The organism is Pseudomonas sp. R38(2017) (assembly GCF_002112395.1).
Taxonomy (GTDB): Bacteria; Pseudomonadota; Gammaproteobacteria; order Pseudomonadales; family Pseudomonadaceae; genus Aquipseudomonas.
In genome coordinates, this window is sequence record NZ_NEHN01000004.1 from 266,962 (window position 1) to 292,056 (window position 25,095).

Genomic DNA, 25,095 nt, shown 5'->3' on the forward strand with positions numbered 1-25,095 from the left:
GAATTCCATGAGCAGCGATCTGATCAAACACGTTAGCGACGCTAGCTTCGAAGCCGACGTACTCAAGGCCGAAGGCGCTGTCCTGGTCGACTACTGGGCTGAATGGTGCGGCCCTTGCAAAATGATCGCTCCGGTTCTGGACGAGATTGCAGAGACTTACAAAGGCAAGCTGACCGTTGCCAAACTGAACATCGACGAGAACCAGGAAACCCCGGCCAAGCACGGCGTACGTGGTATCCCGACCCTGATGCTGTTCAAGAACGGCAACGTGGAAGCGACCAAGGTCGGCGCTCTGTCGAAGTCGCAACTGGCTGCTTTCCTCGACGCCAACATCTAAGCGTCGCAGTAAAGATTGTCCTCAAAAAGCCCCGCAAATCGCGGGGCTTTTTGCGTATTCAGGGCTAGACGCTCCGAAATTCAGGTGGTACATTCGGCCCCGCACTGGTTTCTCCACTGCCCCCTGCTAGCCGTCGCCGACGCACTCCTTTTCGAACAAGTACGCGATCCTGTCGCCTTCTCCGCGGCGCGGCCTCATTAAGCCAAAAGCTTAATTTCCCCCCTCCATAAATGATTACGTCATTCCTATATGAATCTGACTGAACTCAAGCAAAAGCCGATTACCGAACTGCTCGAATTGGCCGAACAGATGGGCATAGAAAATATGGCCCGTTCGCGCAAGCAGGACGTGATTTTCTCCCTGCTGAAAAAGCACGCGAAAAGCGGTGAGGAAATCTCCGGTGATGGCGTGCTGGAGATTCTCCAGGACGGCTTCGGCTTCCTGCGCTCCGCTGACGCTTCCTACCTCGCCGGCCCTGACGACATCTACGTCTCGCCGAGCCAGATCCGCCGTTTCAACCTGCGCACCGGTGACACCATCGTTGGCAAGATCCGGCCGCCGAAGGAAGGCGAGCGTTATTTCGCCCTGCTCAAGGTCGACACGATCAACTTCGATCGTCCAGAGAATGCGAAGAACAAGATTCTCTTCGAGAACCTGACCCCGCTGTTCCCGACCGTGCGCATGAAGATGGAAGCCGGCAACGGTTCCACCGAAGACCTGACCGGTCGTGTGATCGACCTGTGCGCCCCGATCGGTAAAGGCCAGCGTGGTCTGATCGTTGCTCCGCCGAAAGCGGGCAAGACAATCATGCTGCAGAACATCGCCGCGAATATTGCGCGAAACAACCCTGAAGTTCACCTGATCGTGCTGTTGATCGACGAACGTCCGGAAGAAGTGACCGAAATGCAGCGCACCGTGCGCGGCGAAGTGGTTGCCTCGACCTTCGACGAGCCGCCGACCCGTCACGTGCAAGTGGCTGAAATGGTGATCGAGAAGGCCAAGCGTCTGGTCGAACACAAAAAGGACGTAGTGATCCTGCTCGACTCCATCACCCGTCTGGCCCGGGCCTACAACACCGTGATCCCGAGCTCCGGCAAGGTGCTGACCGGTGGTGTCGATGCCCACGCCCTGGAGAAGCCGAAGCGTTTCTTCGGTGCCGCGCGTAACATCGAAGAAGGCGGCTCGCTGACCATTATCGCCACCGCGCTGGTTGAAACTGGCTCGAAGATGGACGAAGTGATCTACGAAGAGTTCAAGGGTACCGGCAACATGGAGCTGCCTCTGGATCGCAAGATCGCCGAGAAGCGTGTGTTCCCGGCCATCAACATCAACCGTTCCGGCACCCGCCGCGAAGAGTTGCTGACGGCCGACGACGAACTGCAGCGCATGTGGATCCTGCGCAAGCTGCTGCACCCGATGGACGAAGTGGCTGCCATCGAGTTCCTGGTCGACAAGCTGAAAACGACCAAGACCAACGACGAGTTCTTCCTGTCGATGAAGCGCAAGTAACATCGTCGGTTGAGTCCGAAAAGTGGCGTCCCCCCAGGGGGGCGCCATTTTTTTGCCTGTTTTTTGTCCGAACGATGGGAGGTTTGCGATCTGGTAAGGTCAGTGAGTTGGCAAAACAACAGGCAGCGTCCGAGGCTGTACAAAAAATAACCACATGATTGGCATTCAGGATTTATGAGCACACTCGCTTACCGAAGGGATATCGACGGCTTGCGCGCAGTCGCAGTGATTGCCGTGGTGCTGTTTCATTTTGGCGTCCCGGGGTTCACCGGCGGATTTGTCGGCGTGGACGTGTTTTTCGTGATTTCCGGTTACCTGATCACCTCGATCATCTGGAACCAGCGCCAGGCCGGGCGTTTCAGCTTCGTCGAGTTCTGGGCCCGGCGTGCCCGGCGGATCCTGCCGGCGCTGTTTGCGATGATCATCGCGGTGCTGGCGGTGGGCTGGTTCCTGCTGGCGCCCAGGGATTACGAAGAGCTCGGACGCTCGGTGCGCTATCAAGTGACCTTTGTCTCGAACATCCTGTTCATGCGCCAGGATGGCTATTTCGACGTTGCCTCTGATCTCAAACCGCTGCTGCACACCTGGTCGCTGGCGGTGGAGGAACAGTTCTACATTATCTTCCCGCTACTGCTGACCTTGCTCTCGAGCCGCCTGAAACACTGGCGACTGGCATTGTTCGGCGTGTTGCTGTTGTCCTTCGGGCTGAGCGTGTGGGCGGTCAATCATCACCCGGAAAAAGCCTTCTTCCTGTTGCCGATGCGGGCATGGGAGCTGTTGGCCGGGGCGATGCTCGCTGTGGCACCCCGGCATTCGTGGCGGCTCAAGCCGATGGCCGCGCAGTGGTTGAGCCTGCTCGGCATGGGGCTGATCCTGCTGGCAGTGTTCGCGTACGACAAAAGCACGCCGTTCCCCGGTGTCACCGCGCTGCTACCCGTGTTGGGTGTGGTGGCGCTGATTCTGGCCAACGGTCATCGAGAGACGCTGATTGGCCGACTCCTGAGCAGTAGGGGGATGGTCGGCCTCGGCCTGATTTCTTACTCCTGGTACTTGTGGCACTGGCCGGTGTTCGTGTTTTCCAGCTACGCCAGCGTCGAGGAACCGGGCGCGCTGGACATTGCGGGTTTGATCCTGTTGACGCTGGTACTGGGTTATCTGTCATGGAGGTTTGTCGAGACGCCATTTCGTGAACGTCGCCTGCTCGGTGGGCGCCGGCAGGTTCTGCTGGCCGGTTTCTGCGGCATTCTGGTGCTCGGTCTGGCCGGGCAGTCCCTGCGCTGGACCGATGGCTTGCCGTGGCGTCTGTCCGATCAGGCGCTGCAATATGCGAAGGGGCGCGAGTGGCGTCCGGAGTTGATGGCATGCCTGGCGGACGACAAAACCCCGGACGACAAGCTGTTCTGTCATTACGGTGTGGAAAACCTGCCAACCCAGGCGATGGTCTGGGGTGACAGTCACGCCACGGCGCTGATTCCGGTATTCGATGATGGCGCGAAAGCCCACGGGGTCAGCGTGATCCTCGCCAGCTCTCCCGGCTGCATCCCGGTTGACGGGCTGGAGCATGACGGTGTCTGTGCGCGTTTCAATCGACGGGTCGAGCAAAGCTTGAGTGCGCAACGTGTCAGCGATGTGGTGCTGGTCGCGCGCTGGAGCCTCTATCTGTATGGCGATGCCAAAGGTGACCTTGGCCATGTGCTCAGAACGACTGACGGGAAATACGATCGCGCCGCTGCCGAACAGCGTCTGGCCGATGGTTTGCGTGCACGGATTGCGCAACTGCGCGCGGGTGGGCATCGCGTCTGGCTGGTGAAAGAGGTGCCGTTGCAGGCGTTCAGTCCGCCTTATCGCCTCACGCGTCTGGCGATGCTCAATCATCCGGTGGAAGGTGTTGGTCTGGCCGTTGGCGAGCATTACAAGCGTCAGGCATTCATCAGCCAGTTGTTCGCTCAATTGGCAAGAGACCCGGCGGTACGGGTGGTCGACCCGGCGCCACGGCTGTGTGATGAAAGTGGTCTGTGCCGCACGGAGCTTGATGGTTATTCCCTTTACACCGATGACAATCACCTTTCAGAAGTCGGCGCCCGTTTCGTGGCACCGATCCTTGAACCGTTGTTTGTCGGTCTGCAAGCCGGGAAAAAACTCGCGAAAGGTCAGGTGAATGCAGCCAAGTAAGCAGTGACGGGCTGCCAGCGACCGGCATAGCAGGTAGGATGTACGCCTATTTTGAGGGTGCCATCGTCAATGAAATTCAAGGATCTTCGGGATTTCGTGCAGCAGCTTGAGCAGCGCGGAGAGTTGAAACGCATCCAGATTCCCGTTTCGCCGGTGCTGGAAATGACCGAAGTGTGCGACCGCACACTGCGGGCCAAGGGCCCGGCGCTGCTGTTCGAGAAACCGACCGGCTATGACATTCCGGTGCTCGGCAACCTGTTCGGCACCCCCGAGCGGGTTGCCATGGGCATGGGCGCCGAATCGGTCAGCGAACTGCGCGAGATCGGCAAGCTGCTGGCGTTCCTCAAGGAACCGGAGCCACCGAAGGGCTTGAAGGACGCGTGGTCGAAGCTGCCTATCTTCCGCAAGATCATCGCGATGGCGCCGAAAGTCGTCAAAGAAGCACCGTGCCAGGAAGTGGTCATCGAAGGCGATGACGTCGACCTGGCGATGCTGCCGGTGCAGACCTGCTGGCCGGGCGACGTGGCGCCGCTGATCACCTGGGGCCTGACCGTCACCAAAGGCCCGAACAAGGATCGGCAGAACCTCGGCATCTACCGTCAGCAGGTGATCGGCCGCAACAAGGTCATCATGCGCTGGCTCAGTCACCGTGGCGGCGCGCTGGATTTCCGTGAGTGGTGCGAGAAGCATCCGGGCCAGCCGTTCCCGGTGTCCGTGGCCCTCGGCGCGGATCCGGCTACCATTCTTGGCGCGGTCACCCCGGTGCCGGACAGCCTCTCCGAATACGCTTTCGCCGGTCTGCTGCGCGACAGTCGCACGGAGTTGGTGAAGTGCCGTGGCAACGACCTGCAAGTGCCGGCCACTGCCGAAATCATCCTCGAAGGCGTGATCCATCCGGGAGAAATGGCCGATGAAGGCCCGTACGGCGACCACACCGGTTACTACAACGAAGTCGACAGCTTCCCGGTGTTCACCGTCGAGCGCATCACTCACCGGATCAAGCCGATCTACCACAGCACCTACACCGGCCGTCCACCGGATGAGCCGGCGATTCTCGGTGTGGCGCTGAACGAAGTGTTCGTGCCGATCCTGCAGAAGCAGTTCCCGGAGATCACCGACTTCTACCTGCCGCCGGAAGGCTGCTCGTACCGCATGGCCGTGGTGACGATGAAGAAGTCGTATCCGGGCCACGCCAAGCGCGTGATGCTGGGTGTCTGGTCGTTTTTGCGACAGTTCATGTACACCAAGTTCGTTATCGTCACCGACGACGATATCAACGCGCGGGACTGGAACGACGTGATCTGGGCCATCACCACGCGCATGGACCCCAAGCGCGACACGGTGATGATCGACAACACGCCGATCGACTACCTCGACTTCGCCTCGCCGGTGTCGGGACTTGGCTCGAAAATGGGTCTGGATGCCACCCACAAATGGCCGGGCGAAACCACTCGCGAGTGGGGCCGCGTCATCATTAAGGATGATGCCGTCACCCAACGGATCGATGCCATCTGGAATCAGTTAGGAATAGATTGATGCGTGTAACCCTGCAGCCCTCCGGAGCGGTGCTTGAGATACGGCCCGGAGAGCGGATTCTCGATGGTGCGCGGCGCCTGGGCTACGAATGCCCGCAAAGCTGCCGCAACGGCAATTGTCACGTGTGCGCAGCGCTGCTGGTGGAAGGCCGGGTCGAACAGGCCGGCAAGGTGCATGACCACGGCGAGTTCTACACTTGCATAGCGCAGCCGCTGGAAGACTGCATCCTGCTGTGGGATGGCGTGCTTGCGCTGGGAGAACTGCCGGTGCGCAGCCTGTCGTGTCAGGTCATCGAATGCCGGGACGTCGGTGGCGATACCTGGCGCGTGCGCCTGCGGGCGCCGGCCGGCAAGCCGCCGCGTTATCACGCAGGTCAGTACCTGATGATCGAGCGCGAGAGCGGCGAGAAGTCAGCCTTTTCCATGGCCTCGGCGCCCCACGGCGGGCGAGACCTGGAAATCCACGTCCTGGCGCGCGAAGCCAGTGCCCTGAGCCTGATCGAGCAACTGCAGCGCAATTCGATGGTGCGGGTCGAACTGCCGTTCGGCGACACCCATCTCGCGGAGTTGCCGGACGGGCCGCTGGTGCTGATTGCCGCCGGCACTGGCATGGGCCAGATCCACAGCCTGATCGAACATTGCCGGGCCAACGGCTTCAAGCATCCGGTGCATTTGTACTGGGGCGTGCGTCGTCCGGAAGATTTCTATGAAATCGAGCATTGGGACGAATGGCTGAAGCTGCCCAACCTGTTCCTGCACAAGGTCGTCAGCGACCAGTGCGGCTGGGAAGGGCGCTGCGGGATGTTGCATGAAGCCGTGTGTGAGGATTTTCCGGACCTGAAATCCCTGCACGTCTACGCCAGCGGCTCGCCGGCGATGGTCTACGGCACGCTGGATGCGCTGGTGGAATCCGGAATGGACGCCCACCAGATGCGCGCCGATGTGTTTGCGTATGCGCCGCGCTCTTGAGCCGCGCTCTTGAGCCGCGCGAATTGAGCCGCGCGATTGAGCCCTCGGCTTAGCCTTCCTAGAACCGCACGCCCGTCGTCACCATGGCCGCGTTGGCGCCGAGAAAAACCAGCTCGGCGCCCAGCGGGCCATAATGGGTGCCGACCGAGGGAATGATCACCGGTGCAACGCCGAAGTGATTGAGCGGGATCTTGTCCTTGTAGTCACCCCGATAGCCCTGCAGCAACCCGCCCGTGAGTTTCACATACACCGGATAAACGGCGCTCTCGAAGCGTTTGCCGGCATAGGCGTAATTGGAGCGCTCACTGAACGAGTTACGGAAAGTTGCCCCGCCAAATACCCAGCCGGAAGCCTGATTGCGTTCAATGCCGATCAAGTCCTGATGATTATTGTGTTCGGGGTCGGGTGAGTAATGTTTGGTATAGACACTGGTTTGTGCGTACCAGAAACCCTTGTCCTCTTGCGAGTCATCTGCGGCCAGTGCCAGGCCGGTCTGAATCAATAAAAGTGCGGCCAAAAGCCTTGGTGTGTTCATCGTGCAGCCTCGGTTGAACGGGTGGCTTGCGCCAGAGGAAAGCCGTTGTACGTAGGCGTTCAGCGACGGTAAATATGGAAAGTCCGAAATTTTAGTAGGAAAAATCCCGGGACTTCATGAACGAAACCTGAACGAGCGAAGGCTTATGCATATTTCATTCGGGTATTTAAGATATCTGCGCAATGGTATTAGGCTATATCAAACAAGATAGCCATCGCGGATAACCCCGAATTAGCGCTATTGAAGGTGTCATACATCCTTTAGCACTTTTCGTTTTACAGTTACTGCTATATGTTCTATCAAGCGAATAGTGCTTACATCTTGTAATACTTGCGGGGCCGAATACTTCCGTCATGACAGCCATAGAATCTGCTTTTCTGAATCTGGCTTATCCTCCGCGGCTCGACCTGGGGCCGCAGCTGACTCACGAACAACTTCTCGCTTCCATGCAATCGACCATGGCGCGTCACAAGGGCGGGCCGGTGTGGTTGTTCGCGTACGGTTCATTGATCTGGCGTCCGGAGTGTTCGGCGGTAGAGCGTGTGCGCGGACGGGTGCATGGCTACCATCGCGGTCTGTACCTGTGGTCACACGAACATCGCGGCACGCCGGAAATGCCGGGGCTGGTTTTCGGTCTGGATCGCGGCGGTTCGTGCAGCGGCTTTGCCTATCGGTTGCCGGAAGACAACCTCGACAGTGCGCTGTATGCGCTGTGGAAACGCGAGATGCCGTTCCCGTCCTATCGGCCACACTGGCTCAACTGCCGTCTCGAAGATGGCAGCCAGGTACAGGCATTGGGATTTGTCTTGGAGCGACACCTGCCCAGCTATGCCGGCAATCTGCCGGATCACGTGCTGAGCCAGGTGTTCGAAAGCGCTTGCGGGCGTTACGGCACGACTCGCGATTATGTCGAGCAGACCGCTCACGCCCTGCGCAGCCACGCCATGCCAGACCGGAATCTGGAGGCGCGGCTCAAGCGCTGTAAGTCAAAAGCCGATCAGGCGACTGCTTCGCGGCTCTGACTGGCGACTTGCTTGTGCCACAGGGTCGGGGCCAGGAAGGCCATCGACAGCAGGCAAGCGCCCACCAGCAGCACGAAACCGCCATCCCAACCGAAGTGGTCCACGGTGTAGCCCATCGCTGCACTGGCTGCGACCGAGCCACCCAGATAACCGAACAGGCCGGTGAAGCCCGCCGCAGTACCGGCGGCTTTCTTCGGCGCCAGCTCCAGTGCCTGCAGGCCGATCAGCATCACCGGGCCGTAGATCAGGAAGCCGATCGAGAACAGCGCGATCATGTCGACCGTCGGGTTGCCGGCCGGGTTCAGCCAGTAAACCAGGGTTGCGACGGTCACCAGGGTCATGAACACCATGCCGGTCAGGCCACGGTTGCCACGGAAGATCTTGTCCGACATCCAGCCGCACAGCAGCGTGCCCGGAATACCCGCCCACTCATAAAAGAAGTACGCCCACGAAGTCTTGTCGACGTCGAAGTGTTTGGCTTCCTTGAGGTAGGTCGGCGCCCAGTCCAGTACACCGTAGCGCAGCAGGTAGACGAACACGTTGGCCATGGCGATGTACCAGAGCATTTTGTTGCGCAGCACGTATTTGACGAAGATTTCCTTGGCGCTGAATTCGTCTTCGTGGCTGGCATCGTAGCCTTCCGGGTAGTCGTTCTTGTACTTCTCGATCGGCGGCAGGCCAACCGATTGCGGGGTGTCGCGCATGGTGATGAAGGCAAATGCCGCCACCGCCAGGGCTACCGCCGCCGGTACATAGAACGCTGCGTGCCAGTCGTTGAACAGGCCCATGCCGATCAGGAACAGCGGGCCGATCAGACCACCGCCGACGTTGTGCGCCACGTTCCACACGGACACCACGCCACCGCGCTCCTTCTGCGACCACCAGTGCACCATGGTCCGTCCGCTCGGCGGCCAGCCCATGCCCTGGGCCCAGCCGTTGATGAACAGCAGGATGAACATCATGGTCACGCTGGACGTTGCCCAGGGCGCGAAACCGAAAATGAACATCACCCCCGCCGAGACCAGCAGGCCGAAGGGCAGGAAGTAGCGCGGATTGGAACGGTCGGAGACAAGGCCCATGAGGAACTTGGACAGACCGTAGGCGATTGCGATGGCCGACATCGCCAGACCCAGTTCGCCGCGGGTGTAACCCTCGTCGATCAGGTACGGCATGGCCAGGGAGAAGTTTTTGCGCAGCAGGTAGTAACCCGCGTAGCCAAAGAAGATACCGGCGAAGATCTGCCAGCGCAGGCGTCGGTAGGTACTGTCTATTTTTTCTTCAGGCAATGGAGCCTGATGTGCGGCAGGTCGAAAGAAAGCAAACATTCAAGAGCTCCAGATTTCTTGTTTTGACTGCGGATGCGAATGTTACAGTTTCGTTACCGAAAATAGCACCGGTTCGCATCGGCAAAACAGCGGAAAATGTTGGAAGTCGCACGTTCTTTTACGAACCTGTCGCTCTGCTGTAAGAACAGGGCGTTTTCACCACTTGTGAACATGGGTTGGCTTAGACTCGCGATCCGTCGACCGACTGATCAACAGAGATGAATGATGGCTTTGAAGGTTCGCATGCTGATGCGCCGATTATTGGCGGTGACGGTCATTGCCGTTGCGGTGCTGACATTGATTTACGCCGATCATCCGGCCCAGTCCGGTTTGCGTAATGCAACCGTGCTGATCATCCGCCATGCGGAAAAGCCCACTGAGGGAGCTGTACTCAATGCCCGGGGCGAAGAAAGGGCTCGCGCCTATGTCAACTATTTCAATCCGTTGAAACTGGATGGCCAGACACTGACCCCGGAACGACTGATTGCCGCAGGGGATAGCCCGGTGAGTTCCCGCTCACGCCTGACGTTGACCCCGCTGGCCGAACGCCTGGGCCTGACTGTCGAACAGCCTTACATCAATAACGATGCCCACGAACTGGTCAAGCTGCTGCGCAAGAGCAATCAGGCGCCGACGATCCTGATTGCCTGGCATCACGGCCATATCAACCACCTGATTCAAGCGTTCGGTGGCGACAGCACGGCCCTGATGGGCCAGAAAAAATGGCCGGACGAAGTCTACGATTGGCTGATCGTTCTGCGATTCGATGAAGAGGGCCACCTTATCAAGGCCAGCAGCCGGAAGGTTCAGGAGCACCTGTTGCCGGGCGATGCTGAGGACTCTCCCGGCAACAAATGACGGCTCCGAGGTGCTTCAGCGCACCTTCACCACAACCTTGCCCACCGCCTTGCGCTGCCCAAGATCATTGATCGCCTGTGCCGCCTCACTCAGCGGATAGACCTGCGACACCAGCGGCTTCAGCTTGCCTTCGGCGAACCAGCCGAACAGTTGCCGGAAGTTCGCTGCGTTGTCCTGCGGTTGGCGCTGGGCGAAGGAGCCCCAGAACACGCCGAGCACGGCCGCGCCCTTGAGCAGGGCGAGGTTGACCGGCAGTTCGGGGATGCGTCCGCTGGCGAAACCGACCACCAGCAGGCGGCCGTTCCAGGCGATGGCGCGGATGGCCTGGTCGAACAGATCGCCGCCGACCGGGTCGTAGATCACGTCGGCACCCTGGCCGTCGGTCAGGCGTTTGATTTCGTCCTTGAGGCTGGTTTCGCTGTAGTTGATCAGTTCGTCCGCACCGGCAGCCTTGGCCACGGCGAGTTTTTCGGCGCTGCTGGCGGCGGCAATCACCCGGGCGCCCATGGCTTTGCCGATTTCCACGGCAGCCAGGCCGACACCGCCGGAGGCGCCAAGCACCAACAGAGTTTCCCCCGGTTGCAGGTTGCCGCGCTGCCTGAGCGCGTGCATCGAAGTGCCATAGGTCATGCTGAACGCGGCGGCGGTGTTGAAATCCATCGATGGCGGGATCGGCAGCACGTTGTAGCCCGGCACTGCCACCTGCTCGGCGAAGCTGCCCCAGCCGGTCAGGGCCATGACCCGGTCGCCGACTTTCAAGTGGACGACCTTTTCACCTACCGCGCTGACCACGCCGGCGGCTTCGCCACCCGGGGAAAACGGGAAGGGCGGCTTGAACTGGTACTTGCCCTCGATGATCAGCGTGTCCGGGAAGTTGACCCCGGCGGCGTGCACGTCCAGCAGGATTTCATTCTTCTTCGCGACAGGACTGGCGACGTCTTCCAGCACCAGCGATTCGGCAGGACCGAAGGCTTTGCACAGCACGGCTTTCATCAGGGCTATTCCTTTGGGAGTGATGGCCGATAAGTGTAGGTGTGGCAGTCAACGGGTCAACGAGCATGCCCGGCCCTGATAGTCCGCCATAAGCTTGTGCTTGCGCGGCGGGTCGTTATGCTAGGCCGCAAACCGGATAAGGAGCGAATTGTGAAAGCGTGGATCATGTTGTTGCTGGCCCTGTCTCTGCCTGTGGCAGCGCTGGCCGAAGAAGCCAAAGAAGGCGAGGCGCCGAAGGTCAACTACATCACCCTGAGCCCGCCGTTCGTGGGCAACTACGGGCTGGACGGTACGCCGAAGCTCAAGGTCTACAAGGCCGACGTGGCGTTGCGAGTGACGGGTGACGAGGCGACCAAGCTGGTCAAGGCCAACGAGCCGCTGATCCGCAATCAACTGGTGGCGCTGTTCACCCAGCAGACCACCGATGCGATGGGCAGCATCGAAGGCAAGGAAAAACTGCGTCAGGAAGCCTTGAAGCAGACCCAGCAAGTGATGAATGACGAGACCGGCAAACCGGTGGTTGAAGATCTGTTGTTCAACAATCTGATCATTCAGTAAGCATCGCGGCTGCGGTTCAGGACGCCAGGCTTCTGCGAAAGCGCGCCAGGGCGATGAAGAAGAACAGTAATCCGATGACGGTCAGGGCCAGCAAGTCTGGCCAGACCACACTCAGCCCGGCGTCGCGGAACAGAATCGCGGCGCCGAGGCTGACGAAATGGGTGGAAGGCGATCCCTGCATGACCCATTGCAGCCATTGCGGCATGCTGTCCAGCGGCGTACTCCCGCCCGACAGCAGCAACATCGGGATAATCACCGGGATGGCCAGCAGGCCGAACTGCGGTGTCGAACGCGCCAGCGTTGCCAGGAAAATACCTAACGCGGTGCTGGCGAACAGATAAACCGCCGTGACCAGCAAAAACAGGCTCAGCGAGCCGGACAGCGGCACGCCGAGTGCGCCTTTGACGATCACCTCCAGCGACAGCCAGGTGCATAGCACCACCACCAGCAGATTGCTCCAGATTTTCGCCAGCATGATTTCCAGCGCGGTCAGCGGCAGCACCAGCAAATGGTCGAGGGTGCCATGTTCGCGTTCCCGCAGCAGTGCTGTGCCGGTCAGGATGATCGCCAGAATGGTGATGTTGTTGACGATCTGGATCACGGCCAGGAACCAGCCCCCCTCCAGGTTGGTATTGAACAGGGCACGGGTCGTCAGTTGCACCGGGGCATAGGCCTGCGCATTGCCCTGGCCGGCATAAGCCAACAGCTCGCGCTGGAATATCCGGCCGATGTAGCCGGCGCCCATGAACGCCTGGCTCATGGCGGTGGCATCGACATTGACTTGCACGGCCGGGTGACGGCCCGCGAGCAGGTCGGTCTGGAAGCGAGCCGGGATATTGATGACGAACGTGTACTGGCCACTGTCCATGACTTCATCCAGTCGTTCGTAGCGCAGCGGGACGGGAGACTGGAACTCCGGAGGTTGCAGCGCCTGGGCCAATTGTCGGGAGAGGGCGCTATGGTCCTCGTCGACAATCGCCACGCTGGCGTTATGCACACCGATTACCGATCCGGCGGCCGGCATGTAGATGGCCACGGTAAAGGCGTAGAACAGGAACAGCAGCAACACGCTGTCATGCCGCAGACTCGTCAGTTCCTTGAGTCCCAATCGCAGGATATGCGCGAACTTGTGCATCAGGCCTCCTGCTTTTTCAACATGACCAGGCTCAATCCGGTGAACGCGATAAAGAAGCCGGACAGCGCCAGGCATTGCGGCCAGAGCTGTCGCAGATCCAGCGCTTTGGTGAACGTTCCTACTGCGATGTCGAGGAAGTGGCCGGCCGGGAACAGCGTGCCCATCACGGCAGCGGCACCCTCCAGTGACGAGCGCGGCACGATCAGACCGGAGAACTGGATGGTCGGCAGGCTGGTGATGATCATGGTGCCGAGAATTGCCGCGATCTGCGTTCGGGTGAACGCAGAGATCAGCAGCCCCATGCTGGTGGTGGCCAGTACATACAGCAGCCCGCCGAAAGCGAGGGTCAGCCCGCTGCCCTTGAACGGTACGCCGAACAGCCAGCGATTCATGGCCACCAGGACGGCCAGGTTGACCAGGCTGACCAGCAGATAAGGCATCTGCTTGCCCAGCAAAAACTCCAGACGCGTCAGGGGCGTGGCGTAGAAATTGGTGATCGACCCCAGCTCTTTCTCACGCACGATGCCGAGGGCCGTCAGCATCGCCGGAATGAACGCCAGGATCAGCGCCATCACGCCTGGGCCGATCGCGTTGACGCTGACCACGTCCTGGTTATAACGAAAACGGGTTTCCAGGCTGGCGGCAGCCTGGCGGTTGAGCGCGGGGCTGCTCTGTTCGGCGAGTTGCTCGAGATTGGCCTGATGGACGGCTTCGACATAGTTGCGACTGGTTTCCGCGCGAAACGGCATGCCGCCATCCAGCCACGCCGCCACCGCCGGCCGGCGCCCGGCGTACAGGTCGCGGCCGAAACCGGGCGGGATCTCCAGCGCCAGTTTGATTTCCGAACGTTGCAGGCGTCGGTGCAAGGCCTGCGCGTCTTCAATTGCCGGCTGTTCGGCGAAGTAGCGCGAGCCGCGAAAGGCCTCCAGGTAGGCACGGCTTTGGGGGGTCTGATCCTGGTCGTACACGGCAAAGGCAAGATTTTCCACGTCGAGGGAAATCCCGTAGCCAAAAATCACCATCATGAAAATGGCGCCCAGAAGAGCGAACGCCAAGCGCACTTTGTCGCGCAGCAATTCCTTGCCTTCACGGCTGGCCACCGCTGTCAGACGCCCGAAGCTGAAACCGTGTTCAGTGACGGACATGGCCGGGGCCATCGCGGCCGGCGGTGGTTCGGCTGCCGGTGGCGCCTCGGTGTTGCCCTGGGCCTGTTCGAGACAAGTCACGAACGCAGCCTCAAGGGATTCGCCATTGAATTGCTGCTGCAGGGCGGCCGGCGCGTCACAGGCCAGGACCCGGCCCGCATGCATCAGGGAGATGCGGTCGCATCGCTGTGCTTCGTTCATGAAATGGGTGGAGAGAAAAATGGTCACGCCCTGATCACGGGACAGTTCGATCAACAGTCGCCAGAAATCGTCCCGTGCTGCCGGATCGACGCCGGAAGTTGGCTCATCCAGTATCAATACTTCCGGACGATGCAGGACAGCGACGGCCAATGACAGGCGTTGGCGCAGTCCCAGGGGCAAGGCGCCTGACGGCTGATCGGCGACGCCGTGCAGATCGAAGCGCTGAATCAAGGCATCGATGCGCGGGGCGCTCTCGGCCTTGGGCATATCGAACAGGCGTGCGTGCAGATCAAGGTTCTGCCGGACGCTGAGCTCGCCATACAGCGAAAAGCTCTGGGACATGAAGCCGACCCGCTTGCGCGTGGCCAGATCCCTTGCATCCACCGGGTTGCCCAGCAGCGTTGCGCTGCCCTCACTGGCTGGCATCAGCCCGGTCAAGACTTTCATGGTGGTGGTCTTGCCGCAGCCGTTGGAGCCGAGAAATCCGAAAATTTCACCGCGTCCGATGGCGAAGCTGACGTGATCCACTGCAGTAAAGTCGCCGAAACGCAACGTCAGCTCGTGGGCTTCGATGGCGATATCGGTGTTGGTGGTACGCGGCGGGATCTGCAGCGGTTGCAGGTCGCGACGGCTGTCGCCCTGAAAGTGAGTGAAGGCATCATCGAGTTTGCCGCTGGGAGTGGCCGCTGCCAGCTCGCGGCTTGATCCCGAAGCAATCATCCGGCCGCCATCGAGCATCAGACAATGTTCGAATTGTTCGGCTTCTTCCATATACGCCGTGGCGACCAGCAAGGTCAGTTGCGGCCGCTGGCGTCGCACGTCGTCGATCAGCTCCCAGAAGCGCCGCCGAGAGAGTGGGTCGACACCCGTGGTGGGCTCGTCAAGGATCAGCAGATCCGGCTCATGGATCAACGCGCAACACAGCCCCAGTTTCTGTTTCATGCCGCCGGACAGTTTGCCGGCCGGGCGATCAGCAAACCTCAACAGGTCCGTGGCGAGCAGCAGGTTGTGCAGCCGCTGTTCGCTTTCGTTGGCAGACAAGCCGAACAGTGTGGAAAAAAACTGCACGTTTTCGCGGATCGACAGTTCCGGGTACAGGTTGCCACCCAGCCCTTGCGGCATGAAGGCGATGCGCGCGTACAACGTGTTGCGATGGGCGCGATCCTGAATCGGGCCGCCAAGGACTTCCAGTTGTCCCTGCTGAAGGGCTTTTACCCCGGCGATCAGGCCCAGCAGGCTGGACTTGCCCGCGCCGTCAGGGCCGATCAAACCGCACCGGGTGCCCGCCGGCAGATCGAACGCGATTGCATCCAGGGCTTGCCGCTGGCCATAGCGGTGCGCAATGGCGCTCGCTCGAACCGCGATGCCGTTCATTGCAAATTGGCCGGCCAACCGATCGGCGCCGTGCGCACGTAGCCGACGCCGGGCATGCCAGGCTTGGCCTGCGGTACGTTGCCAGGCTCAGTCAGGCGCAGCTTGACGCGAAAGACCAGTTTCTGTCGCTCATCGCGGGTCTCGACCTCTTTGGGGGTAAATTGCGATTTGGCCGCCACGAAACTGACTTTCGCCGGTAACGACCGGTCGGGCAGGGCATCCAGCAGGATCCGAGCGTCATCGCCCACCGCCAGGCGTCCGGCGACGGAGGCCGGAAGGTACAGGTTCATGTACTGGTCAGTGGGATCGATCATCAGCAAGACTCGCCCCCCGGCACCCAACACTTCACCGGGCTCGGCCATGCGTAGCTGGATCACGCCGTCGATCGGCGCACGCAAACTGCTGTCATCAATTTCACTGGCCAATTGCGCCACCTGGGCCTGTGCGGCACCGATGGCGGCGCTGACAGCGGCGACCTGCGCCCGGGCCGCCGCTACGGCGGCGTTGCCCGTGCCGATGCGTGACTGCAACTGATCGATGACCTGTGCGCTGACGAAACCATGCTTGAACAACGACTGTGAGCGGCCGAGCTCTTGCTGGGCCAGCAGTTGCTCGCTCAGGCGCAACTGCACGTTGGCCTGGGCTGCTGCCAGGTTTTCCCGGGCACGTATGACCTCGGCTTCGGCCTGATTGCGCTGGGCCTCGAGGGTTCGGGTATCCATTCGGGCAAGCAATTGCCCTTTGCCGACCTTGTCGCCTTCATCGACCAGCACCTCGGCCAGACGCCCGGGTGTCTTGCTGGCGATCTGCACTTCCGTGGCTTCCAGGCGCCCGTTGCCGGAGGACAGGCCTTCGGGCAGACGGCTGCTCATGGACGCCCAGTAACCGAAACCACCGGCGGCCACCAGCAATACGATGAGAGATCCGGCAAAAAAAAGAGAGGAGCGGCTGTGCGCTGACATGGAGGCATCCTGCGACTGTGGCGTCCAGTTTGACGGTTCAAGCGATGGTAGCGCTTGATATCAATCAAATGAGCGGCAGACGGGGCCGTTTCAACGCAAGCCGAGTACCGCCGCCCACTGTTCGGCTGTCACCGGCATCACCGACAGTCGTGAACCTTTCTGTACCAGCGGCATTTCGGCCAGTGCGCTCTGCTGCTTCAGATAGTCCAGCTTCAACACCCGGGCAAACGTTTCGACGTGGGCGACGTCGATTGCGCTCCAGGCATTCTTCTCCGGTGTGGCCTTCGGGTCGAAGTAATGACTTTCAGGCTCCAGTGCGGTGGGATCCGGGTACGCGGCTTCGATAATCTTGCCGATCCCGGCAATCCCCGGCTCCGGGCAGCTGGAATGATAGAAAAAGAACTCATCCCCCACCGCCATGGCCCGCAGGAAATTGCGCGCCTGATAGTTGCGCACCCCGTCCCAGCGCGCCTTGCCGAGTTTTTCCAGACCCTTGATCGAGAGTTCGTCGGGCTCGGATTTCATCAGCCAGTAGGCCATGGTGGTTGCTCCTGAAACGGTCATTGGGCAGGTTGTCGGGCAATTTTATGACAAACCGACAGTCGGTTGACGCCAGCATTTGCGCAGAGGTTCACGTTGTCGCAAAATGCCGGCCTTTAAAGCTTGACGCTGCTGCACGGCCTACGAATGGAAACCGCTGCTGTCATCGTGATGATGTGCCTTGAGGGGGGCAATCGATGAAACGCAAACCGGATTTGCTGTGGACTTTGGTGATTTTGTTTGGCCTTGGCGTCGTGACCACCGGTTATGCGCAAAGTCTGTGGGCCAACAAGGCCGATGCTCCGATTGAAGTGGCGCAACAAGTACAGCAGTCGACTGCGTTCAAACGCTGATCCCGTCTTCCCGACGCCGCTGACTCCCTCGCGGCGTCTACCCTGCGAAATACCACGCCTTGTCGGTCACCGTTCCCTGCAACGGTACATCCCAGCTGGCTTGCGCCAGTCGTTCCACTTTCTGACATTCATGGGCCAGCCCCAACAGCGTCGGCTTGCGCCAGTTCTGGCGTCGGGCCAGGTACGCGAGGCTGCGGTCGTAGAATCCGCCGCCCATCCCCAGTCGTCCGCCGACATCGTCAAACCCTACCAATGGCAACAACACCAGATCCAGTGCCCAGATCTTGCGCTGACGGGCCGTATTGACCCGAGGCTCGAGAATACGGAAACGGTTGGGCCGCAGCTTTTCGCCGGGGCGGATCTGCTGAAAGACCATTTTTGTCCGCGGCCAGGCGCTCAGTACCGGCAGATAGGTTTTCTTGCCGCGACGCTGGGCGGCACGCAGCAACAGGCGCGGGTCGATTTCACCGTCGGTGGGCAGGTACAGGGAAATGTGTTTCGCCCGGCGAAATTGCGGGTCCTGCGCCAGTTGTTTGTACAGACCTTCGGCGGCCGCGCGTTGCTGACTTGGCGTCAGGGAGCGGCGGGCCTTGCGCAGCAGGCGGCGCAGTTGGGGACGGGGCAGCAGCGCGGGTTCGGTCATGGTTCGGCTTCGGCAGGGTGGGACGAAAACGTACGCATAAAAAATCCGATGCCGGCATGCACCGGCATCGGATTCGAATCAGGCTCCCCGGATGAGCCGCTGTCGACTTAGCCCTTGAACCCGAGAGTTCAAGGTGGAGGATGCAGTAGGCTTTAAGGCTTTCCGTCTGGCGGACATGCACACCAGCCCAACGTGCAACCCCCAGGGTAGTGCAAATCGGCTCAGGGACATCGTCAACTGGCAAGCACCCCAGGGAGTGCGGCGAGTATACCTCAAGCGGCCTGGCGAATCAGCCCTTGCTGATGTCCGGATCGTCGGCCAGCACCAGATCGACACGATCGAGCAAGTCGCGCACCTGTTCACGGGTCGAGCCGCTGGCCTGGATGTCCGGGCGCTCTTCTTTGTGCAAGAGATCGTGGGTGATGTTCAGGGCGGCCATCACGGCGATGCGGTCAGCGCCGATGACTTTGCCGCTGCTGCGGATCTCGCGCATCTTGCCGTCCAGGTAACGCGCGGCACTGACCAGATTGCTGCGTTCTTCCTGGGGACAGATGATCGAATATTCTTTGTCGAGGATCTGCACGGTAACGCTATTGCTTGAACTCATGAGTCTTGCTCCAGGGCCTTGAGGCGCGAAATCATCGACTCGACCTTACGCCGGGCGATTTCGTTTTTTTCAATGAGGTGCGCGCGTTCCTCGCGCCAGGTCTTTTCCTGAGCTAGTAAGAGTGCGTTTTGACTCTTTAGTTGCTCGACCCGAGTAATCAGCAGTTCGAGTCTGGCCATCAGCGCTTGCAGGTCGGTGTCTTCCATTGTGTCCACTGATTCGGTCTGATGGGTTTGGCTGGGGGACAGCCTTTAATGGTCTTGGCGAGTCTGTCGATGTAGGATACAAGGCCTTCATTCTAGACATAGCGCCGTCTGGCGCCTAGCTGCCCATGCCCATTCAGAATTCCCCGTACCAAGCCTTCGCCACCCTGCTGACTGCCAGCGGTCACAACGTCTCGCCTGCCGAACTGCATGGCCTGCTGCTCGGCCGCAGCTGCGCCGGTGCCGGCTTCAATGCCGAAGAATGGCTGATCGACGCCGCCGAGCTGCTCGAAAGCGAGCCGCAGGACAACGTCCGCAACGCGCTCATCGGCCTGCAGGAAATGGTCAAGGGCGAGCTCACGGGCGACGATGTGACCGTCGTGCTGCTGTTGCCGACCGATGACGTGCCGCTGGCCGATCGCGCCGCCGCACTGGGCCAGTGGTGCCAGGGCTTCCTCACCGGTTTCGGCCTGAACTGCCGCGACAGCAGCATGCTGAGCACCGAGGCCACCGAGGTGTTGCAGGATCTGGCAGCGATCTCCCAGGTGCAAGATGCACTGGAAGAATCCGAAGATGGCGAAAGCGACTACATGGAAGTCATGGAGTACCTGCGTGTAGCGCCGCTGCTGCTGTTCTCCGAAACCAAGAAAGCCGACGGGCCGCCAGCCGCCAAACCGTCGCTGCACTGATCGCGTGCCAGGGAAAGCCATCTGCCCATGATCCATATCCAGAAAGCGGAATACGCCCGTCGCCGCAAGGCACTCATGGCGCAGATGGAACCCAACAGCATTGCCATCCTGCCCGCCGCCGCAGTTGCCATCCGCAACCGTGATGTCGAGCACGTCTACCGCCAGGACAGCGACTTCCAGTACCTCAGCGGTTTCCCCGAGCCACAGGCGGTCATCGTCCTGATGCCAGGTCGCGAACACGGTGAATACGTGCTGTTCTGCCGTGAACGCAATGCCGAGCGCGAACTCTGGGACGGCCTGCGCGCCGGCCAGGAAGGCGCGATTCGCGACTTTGGCGCCGACGATGCCTTCCCCATCACCGACATCGACGACATCCTGCCGGGCCTGATCGAGGGCCGCGACCGGGTGTATTCGGCCATGGGCAGCAACCCGGAATTCGACCGTCACCTGATGGACTGGATCAACGTGATCCGCTCCAAGGCGCATCTCGGCGCCCAGCCTCCGAACGAATTCGTTGCCCTGGATCACCTGCTGCACGACATGCGTCTGTATAAATCGGCGGCAGAAGTGAAGGTGATGCGCGAAGCGGCGCGGATTTCCGCTCAGGCCCACATCCGCGCGATGCAGGCCAGCCGCGCCGGGCTGTACGAGTACAGCCTCGAAGCCGAACTCGATTACGAGTTTCGCAAGGGCGGGGCGAAGATGCCGGCCTATGGCTCGATCGTCGCCGCCGGGCGCAACAGCTGCATCCTGCATTACCAGCAGAATGACGCGTTGCTCAAGGACGGTGACCTGGTGCTGATCGACGCCGGTTGCGAAATCGACTGCTACGCCAGCGACATCACCCGCACCTGGCCGGTCAACGGCAAATTTTCCGCCGAACAGAAAGCGATCTACGAGTTGGTGCTGGCCTCGCAGGAAGCGGCATTCGCCGAAATCGCCCCGAACAAACACTGGAACCAGGCGCACGAAGCCACGGTTCGGGTCATCACCACCGGGCTGGTGAAGCTGGGGTTGTTGCAGGGCGAAGTGGACGAGTTGATCGCCTCCGAGGCCTACAAGGCGTTTTACATGCACCGCGCCGGCCACTGGCTGGGCATGGATGTGCATGACGTCGGCGAGTACAAGGTCGGCGGCGAATGGCGGGTGCTGGAAGTCGGCATGGCGCTGACCGTGGAGCCGGGCATCTACATCGCCCCGGACAATCAGAACGTAGCGAAGAAATGGCGCGGCATTGGCGTGCGCATCGAGGACGACGTGGTAGTGACCAAAAGCGGTTGTGAAATTTTGACCCACGGCGTGCCGAAAACCGTCGCCGAGATCGAAGCCCTGATGGCGCAAGCACGGACCTGCGCAGCATGAGTCGGGTCAATCTGGCAATCATCGGTGGCGGCCTGGTCGGCGCCAGTCTGGCGTTGGCCTTGCAGGCCGGGGCCAAGGCCCGGGGCTGGAAGATCGTGCTGATCGAACCGTTCGCCCCCGGCGACAGCTGGCAGCCGAGCTACGACGCACGTTCGTCGGCGCTGTCCTTTGGCTCGCGGCAGATTTATCAGCGGCTGGGCGTATGGCAGGAAATCTCCCGCCGCGCCGAGCCGATCAAACAGATTCACGTCTCCGATCGTGGACGTTTTTCCACTGCCCGGCTGTCGGCGATGGAAGAGGGCGTACCGGCGCTCGGTTATGTAGTGGAAAACGCCTGGCTCGGTCATAGCCTGTGGCAACACCTCGACAAAGACGTGATCAGCTGGCGCTGCCCGGCGGAAGTCATCCGCATGGAGCCGCTGCCGGACGGCTATCGTCTGACCCTCAACGATGAGACCACGGTCGAATGCGATCTGGCGGTGCTCGCCGATGGCGGCCGTTCCGGTCTGCGCGAGCAACTGGGCATCAATGTGCGCAAGCGCCCGTACAACCAGAGCGCGCTGATAGCCAACATCACCCCGAGCGAAGCGCACAACGGCATGGCTTTCGAGCGCTTCACCGATGAAGGCCCGATGGCGCTGCTGCCGCTGCCGGAAAACCGCTGCGCGCTGGTCTGGACCCGTCTGGGCATGGACGCGCAACGTCTGGCGGACCTGAGTGATCGTGATTTCCTCAGCGAGCTGCAAGGCGTGTTCGGTTACCGCCTCGGCACGTTGAAGCAGGTCGGCGCGCGGCATCTGTATCCGCTGTCGCTGGTGGAGGCCGAAGAGCAGGTTCGATCGCATCTGGCCGTGCTCGGCAACGCCGCCCACAGCCTGCATCCGATTGCCGGACAGGGTTTCAACCTGTCCCTGCGTGATGCCGATGCCTTGGCCGCCGCGCTGCTGGCCAGTAACAAGCCGCTGGGGGATTTCGCCACGCTGCAGGCCTATCGCGAGCGTCAGCGCCTCGATCAGGACCTCACCGTGGGCTTCTCCGATCAGGTCACGCGCCTGTTCGGCAGCACTCAGCCGCTGGTGTCGCTGGGGCGCAATATCGGTCTGCTCGGCCTCGATCTGCTGCCGCCGGCCAAACGCTGGTTCGCCCGTCAGGCCATGGGGCTGGGGACGCGGCCGGATGCGTGAGCGGCTGATCAAACAGTTTGGCAAGGCGCGGCTGATGCGCTGGATCATGACGTTCTACCCGCCGTATTTCGGCGCCGGCGTCCGGGTGAAGCACATCAGCGATGACTTTCGTGACATTCAGGTTTCGATGGGCCTGGGCTGGTACAACCGCAATTACGTCGGCACCCAGTTCGGCGGCAGTCTGTATTCGATGGTCGATCCGTTTTTCATGTTGATGCTCATGGAGAACCTCGGCTCGCGCTACATCGTCTGGGACAAGGCTGCCGACATTGATTTCATTGCGCCGGGCAAAGGCCCGGTGTTCGCCCGGTTCAACATCGACGACACCCTGCTCGACGAGATCCGTCGGCAGACCGCCACTGGCGAGAAATACCTGCCGCAGTTGCAGGTCGACATTCATGACGGCGCCGGCAACCTGGTGGCGCGGGTCGGTAAAACCCTTTACGTGCGGCTCAAGCCGCAAGCGAGACAGGCTTAAAGCATGGAAATGCGCGCAGATGTGCTGATTGTCGGAGCCGGAATGGTCGGCAGCGCCCTGGCGCTGGCGTTGCAGGACAGCGGGCTGGAAGTCCTGCTGCTCGACGGCAGCCCGCTGAGTGTCAAACCCTTCAATGCCGACGCGCCGTTCGAACCGCGAGTCAGCGCGTTGTCGGCAGCCAGCCAGCGAATCCTTGATCGCCTCGGCGTGTGGGACGGCATCGTCAACCGACGCAGCAGCCCTTACACCGACATGCACGTCTGGGACGGCAGCGGTACCGGGCAGATTCACTTTTCGGCCAGCAGCGTGCATGCCGATGTGCTCGGCCACATTGTCGAGAACCGCGTGGTGCAGGATGCCTTGCTCGACCGTCTGCACGATTGCGATCTGGGCCTGCTGGCCAATGCGCGGCTGGAGCAGATGCGCCGCTCCGGTGACGACTGGCTGCTGACCCTGGCCGACGGCCGCACTTTGCGCGCACCGCTGGTGATTGCGGCGGACGGGGCCAATTCCGCCGTGCGTCGCCTGACCGGTGTCGCTACTCGCGAGTGGGATTATCTGCATCACGCCATCGTCACCAGCGTGCGCAGCAGCAAACCGCACCGGATGACCGCGTGGCAGCGTTTCACCGATCACGGGCCGCTGGCGTTTCTGCCGCTTGAGCGTGACGGTCAGCAGGACTGGTGCTCGATCGTCTGGTCGACCACGCCGAGCGAAGCCGAGCGGCTGATGGCGCTGGATGAAGCGGATTTCTGCCGTGAACTGGAGCGTGCCTTCGAAGGTTGCCTCGGCGATGTCATCAGCGCTGATCCGCGCCTGTGCGTGCCGCTGCGTCAGCGTCACGCCAAGCGCTATGTGGCCGAGGGCCTGGCCTTGATCGGCGATGCCGCGCATACCATTCACCCGTTGGCGGGGCAGGGTGTAAACCTCGGTTTCCTCGATGCCGCTGTACTCGCCGAAGTACTGCTGCAAGCCAATGAACGCGGCGAACGCCTGGCGGATGTGAAAGTGCTGAGCCGCTACGAACGCCGGCGCATGCCGCACAACCTGGCGCTGATGGCGGCGATGGAAGGCTTCGAACGGTTGTTCCAGGCCGATCCGCTGCCGCTGCGCTGGTTGCGCAATACCGGACTGAAAATTGTCGAGCAGATGCCTGAGGCCAAAGCGCTGTTCGTACGCGAAGCATTGGGGCTGACCGGGGACTTGCCGGCGCTTGCCAAGGTCTGACGAACGTCGTGCAACATCTGGTAACTCCTTGGGAAAGTGTTCGATTGAGCTGGTAAATGTGAGTCCTTATCATTTGGGCCACTTTTCCCGACCGAGAGATCACTCCCATGTTGGCATCCAAGCGTGTTCTGACCGCACTGGCCCTGACCCTGATCGGCAGCACCGCCGCCCAGGCCGCCGACGAGGTGGTGGTCTACTCGTCGCGCATCGATGAACTGATCAAACCGGTGTTCGATGCCTACACCGCCAAGACCGGGGTGAAGATCAAGTTCATCACCGACAAGGAAGCGCCGCTGATGCAGCGGATCAAGGCCGAAGGCGAGAACGCCACCGCCGACCTGCTGCTGACCGTCGATGCCGGCAACCTCTGGCAGGCCGAGCAGATGGGCATTCTCCAGCCGTTCAGCTCGAAAACCATCGACGCCAACATTCCCCTGCAATATCGCTCGTCCAGCCACGCCTGGACCGGTCTGAGCCTGCGCGCGCGGACCATCGCCTACTCCACCGAGCGCGTGAAACCGGGCGAACTGACCACCTACGAAGCGCTGGCCGACAAAAACTGGGAAGGTCGCCTGTGCCTGCGCACGGCGAAAAAGGTCTACAACCAGTCGCTGACCGCCACCATGATCGAAGTCCACGGCGCCGAGAAAACCGAGAAGATCCTCAAGGGATGGGTCAACAACCTGTCCACCGACGTTTTCTCCGACGACGTCGCGGTGCTGGAAGCGATCAACGCCGGTCAGTGTGACGTCGGCATCGTCAACACCTACTACTACGGGCGCCTGCACAAGCAGAAGCCGGATCTGCCGGTGAAACTGTTCTGGCCGAACCAGGCGGATCGCGGTGTGCACGTCAATCTGTCGGGCATCGGTTTGACCAGACATGCGCCGCACCCGGAAGCCGCCAAGGCACTGGTCGAGTGGATGACCACACCTGAGGCGCAGAAGATCTTCGCTGACGTGAACCAGGAATTCCCGGCGAATCCGGCGGTGAAACCTTCGGAAGAAGTGGCGGCGTGGGGGCAGTTTGTCGCTGATACGTTGCCGGTCGAAGTGGCGGGCAAGCGTCAGGCCGAGGCGATCCGGATGATGGATCGGGCGGGTTGGAACTGACGCTGCGAGTCGAATCGCCGCACGCGAAATGCGCAGCGTCACAAGAATAAGTGCCCACGCCATGCGT

Annotated in this window: 25 protein-coding genes and 1 other RNA gene; 15 read left to right on the forward strand and 11 right to left on the reverse strand. The window is 61.0% G+C overall.

What is annotated here, in order from left to right; genetic code table 11:
* The first annotated feature begins 7 nt into the window (after nt 1-7).
* The 5 genes from trxA (at nt 8) to CAF87_RS11170 (ending at nt 6,522) form a co-directional block, all read left to right on the forward strand.
* Complete coding sequence (gene trxA, locus CAF87_RS11150; protein ID WP_003206727.1) at nt 8-337, forward strand: thioredoxin TrxA; 330 nt, start codon at nt 8-10, stop codon at nt 335-337.
* A gap of 249 nt (nt 338-586) precedes the next feature.
* Nucleotides 587-1,846, forward strand: coding sequence for a transcription termination factor Rho (rho, locus tag CAF87_RS11155; protein WP_003229334.1), 1,260 nt, complete (start codon nt 587-589; stop codon nt 1,844-1,846).
* A 174-nt stretch (nt 1,847-2,020) separates the two neighbouring features.
* Entirely contained in the window at nt 2,021-4,018 is a 1,998-nt protein-coding gene (locus tag CAF87_RS11160) for an acyltransferase family protein (RefSeq protein ID WP_085731464.1), read from the forward strand.
* Nucleotides 4,019-4,087: 69 nt separating this feature from the next.
* Entirely contained in the window at nt 4,088-5,554 is a 1,467-nt protein-coding gene (gene ubiD / locus CAF87_RS11165) for a 4-hydroxy-3-polyprenylbenzoate decarboxylase (protein WP_085731465.1), read from the forward strand.
* The gene (locus CAF87_RS11170) at nt 5,554-6,522 is read left to right on the forward strand and encodes a CDP-6-deoxy-delta-3,4-glucoseen reductase (protein WP_085731466.1); all 969 of its coding nucleotides are present in this window, start codon (nt 5,554-5,556) and stop codon (nt 6,520-6,522) included. Before ubiD ends, CAF87_RS11170 begins: the two co-directional genes overlap by 1 nt.
* Before the next feature lie 58 nt (nt 6,523-6,580).
* Here the strand turns inward: CAF87_RS11170 and CAF87_RS11175 are convergent, their stop codons facing one another.
* Entirely contained in the window at nt 6,581-7,057 is a 477-nt protein-coding gene (locus CAF87_RS11175; protein ID WP_085731467.1) for a sn-glycerol-3-phosphate transporter, read from the reverse strand.
* 353 nt (nt 7,058-7,410) lie between these two features.
* Between CAF87_RS11175 and CAF87_RS11180 the strand changes: the two genes are divergently transcribed.
* Nucleotides 7,411-8,079 carry a gamma-glutamylcyclotransferase gene (locus CAF87_RS11180; protein WP_085708964.1) on the forward strand — a complete coding sequence of 223 codons (669 nt, stop codon included), beginning with the start codon at nt 7,411-7,413 and terminating at the stop codon, nt 8,077-8,079.
* Here the strand turns inward: CAF87_RS11180 and glpT are convergent.
* On the reverse strand, nt 8,055-9,404 hold the full coding sequence (glpT, locus tag CAF87_RS11185) for a glycerol-3-phosphate transporter (RefSeq protein ID WP_085731468.1): 1,350 nt from the start codon (nt 9,402-9,404) through the stop codon (nt 8,055-8,057). The genes CAF87_RS11180 and glpT overlap by 25 nt on opposite strands.
* Before the next feature lie 225 nt (nt 9,405-9,629).
* On the opposite strand from glpT, the gene CAF87_RS11190 reads away from it, so the two are divergent.
* Nucleotides 9,630-10,262, forward strand: coding sequence for a flagellar basal body-associated protein FliL (locus CAF87_RS11190; protein ID WP_085731469.1), 633 nt, complete (start codon nt 9,630-9,632; stop codon nt 10,260-10,262).
* Nucleotides 10,263-10,277: 15 nt separating this feature from the next.
* On the opposite strand, the gene CAF87_RS11195 is transcribed toward CAF87_RS11190, so the two are convergent.
* On the reverse strand, nt 10,278-11,255 hold the full coding sequence (locus CAF87_RS11195) for an NADPH:quinone oxidoreductase family protein (protein ID WP_085731470.1): 978 nt from the start codon (nt 11,253-11,255) through the stop codon (nt 10,278-10,280).
* 150 nt (nt 11,256-11,405) lie between these two features.
* Here CAF87_RS11195 and CAF87_RS11200 point away from each other — a divergent pair, with 150 nt between their 5' ends.
* Nucleotides 11,406-11,813: a flagellar basal body-associated protein FliL gene (locus tag CAF87_RS11200; protein WP_065259922.1), complete on the forward strand. Its 408-nt coding sequence runs from the start codon at nt 11,406-11,408 to the stop codon at nt 11,811-11,813.
* Between the two features lie 16 nt (nt 11,814-11,829).
* On the opposite strand, the gene CAF87_RS11205 is transcribed toward CAF87_RS11200, so the two are convergent.
* The 4 genes from CAF87_RS11205 to CAF87_RS11220 all read right to left on the reverse strand — a co-directional run bounded on the left by CAF87_RS11205 (nt 11,830) and on the right by CAF87_RS11220 (nt 17,170).
* Nucleotides 11,830-12,948 (reverse strand): ABC transporter permease, encoded by a 1,119-nt coding sequence (locus tag CAF87_RS11205; RefSeq protein ID WP_085731471.1) that lies wholly within the window; start codon nt 12,946-12,948, stop codon nt 11,830-11,832.
* On the reverse strand, nt 12,948-15,668 hold the full coding sequence (gene rbbA / locus CAF87_RS11210) for a ribosome-associated ATPase/putative transporter RbbA (RefSeq protein WP_085731472.1): 2,721 nt from the start codon (nt 15,666-15,668) through the stop codon (nt 12,948-12,950). Before rbbA ends, CAF87_RS11205 begins: the two co-directional genes overlap by 1 nt.
* Entirely contained in the window at nt 15,665-16,630 is a 966-nt protein-coding gene (locus CAF87_RS11215; RefSeq protein WP_085731473.1) for an HlyD family secretion protein, read from the reverse strand. Before CAF87_RS11215 ends, rbbA begins: the two co-directional genes overlap by 4 nt.
* 90 nt (nt 16,631-16,720) lie before the next feature.
* A complete protein-coding gene (locus CAF87_RS11220; RefSeq protein ID WP_085731474.1) occupies nt 16,721-17,170 on the reverse strand; it encodes an EVE domain-containing protein in 450 nt (149 codons plus the stop codon).
* 197 nt (nt 17,171-17,367) lie between these two features.
* On the opposite strand from CAF87_RS11220, the gene CAF87_RS29270 reads away from it, so the two are divergent.
* Nucleotides 17,368-17,523, forward strand: coding sequence for a hypothetical protein (locus CAF87_RS29270; protein ID WP_007911192.1), 156 nt, complete (start codon nt 17,368-17,370; stop codon nt 17,521-17,523).
* A 37-nt stretch (nt 17,524-17,560) separates the two neighbouring features.
* Here the strand turns inward: CAF87_RS29270 and CAF87_RS11225 are convergent, their stop codons facing one another.
* The 4 genes from CAF87_RS11225 to CAF87_RS11240 all read right to left on the reverse strand — a co-directional run bounded on the left by CAF87_RS11225 (nt 17,561) and on the right by CAF87_RS11240 (nt 18,979).
* Nucleotides 17,561-18,166 (reverse strand): 5-formyltetrahydrofolate cyclo-ligase, encoded by a 606-nt coding sequence (locus CAF87_RS11225; protein WP_085731475.1) that lies wholly within the window; start codon nt 18,164-18,166, stop codon nt 17,561-17,563.
* A gap of 80 nt (nt 18,167-18,246) precedes the next feature.
* A non-coding RNA gene (ssrS, locus tag CAF87_RS11230) (6S RNA) lies at nt 18,247-18,425 on the reverse strand.
* A gap of 30 nt (nt 18,426-18,455) precedes the next feature.
* Nucleotides 18,456-18,773, reverse strand: coding sequence for a cell division protein ZapA (locus CAF87_RS11235; RefSeq protein WP_007967943.1), 318 nt, complete (start codon nt 18,771-18,773; stop codon nt 18,456-18,458).
* Nucleotides 18,770-18,979 carry a TIGR02449 family protein gene (locus CAF87_RS11240; protein ID WP_007940359.1) on the reverse strand — a complete coding sequence of 70 codons (210 nt, stop codon included), beginning with the start codon at nt 18,977-18,979 and terminating at the stop codon, nt 18,770-18,772. The genes CAF87_RS11235 and CAF87_RS11240 overlap by 4 nt, the downstream gene beginning before the upstream one ends.
* Before the next feature lie 125 nt (nt 18,980-19,104).
* Here CAF87_RS11240 and CAF87_RS11245 point away from each other — a divergent pair, with 125 nt between their 5' ends.
* From CAF87_RS11245 to CAF87_RS11270, 6 genes are all read left to right on the forward strand, one after another.
* The gene (locus CAF87_RS11245; RefSeq protein ID WP_085731476.1) at nt 19,105-19,665 is read left to right on the forward strand and encodes a YecA family protein; all 561 of its coding nucleotides are present in this window, start codon (nt 19,105-19,107) and stop codon (nt 19,663-19,665) included.
* Nucleotides 19,666-19,692: 27 nt separating this feature from the next.
* Nucleotides 19,693-21,027, forward strand: a complete 1,335-nt coding sequence (pepP, locus tag CAF87_RS11250) for a Xaa-Pro aminopeptidase (RefSeq protein WP_085731477.1) — start codon at nt 19,693-19,695, stop codon at nt 21,025-21,027.
* On the forward strand, nt 21,024-22,211 hold the full coding sequence (gene ubiH / locus CAF87_RS11255; RefSeq protein ID WP_085731478.1) for a 2-octaprenyl-6-methoxyphenyl hydroxylase: 1,188 nt from the start codon (nt 21,024-21,026) through the stop codon (nt 22,209-22,211). Before pepP ends, ubiH begins: the two co-directional genes overlap by 4 nt.
* Entirely contained in the window at nt 22,204-22,689 is a 486-nt protein-coding gene (locus tag CAF87_RS11260; RefSeq protein ID WP_085731479.1) for a DUF4442 domain-containing protein, read from the forward strand. The genes ubiH and CAF87_RS11260 overlap by 8 nt, the downstream gene beginning before the upstream one ends.
* A 9-nt stretch (nt 22,690-22,698) precedes the next feature.
* Complete coding sequence (locus CAF87_RS11265) at nt 22,699-23,916, forward strand: 2-octaprenyl-3-methyl-6-methoxy-1,4-benzoquinol hydroxylase (RefSeq protein ID WP_170929589.1); 1,218 nt, start codon at nt 22,699-22,701, stop codon at nt 23,914-23,916.
* Nucleotides 23,917-24,023: 107 nt separating this feature from the next.
* The gene (locus CAF87_RS11270) at nt 24,024-25,028 is read left to right on the forward strand and encodes an extracellular solute-binding protein (RefSeq protein ID WP_085731481.1); all 1,005 of its coding nucleotides are present in this window, start codon (nt 24,024-24,026) and stop codon (nt 25,026-25,028) included.
* Nucleotides 25,029-25,095 lie beyond the last annotated feature (67 nt).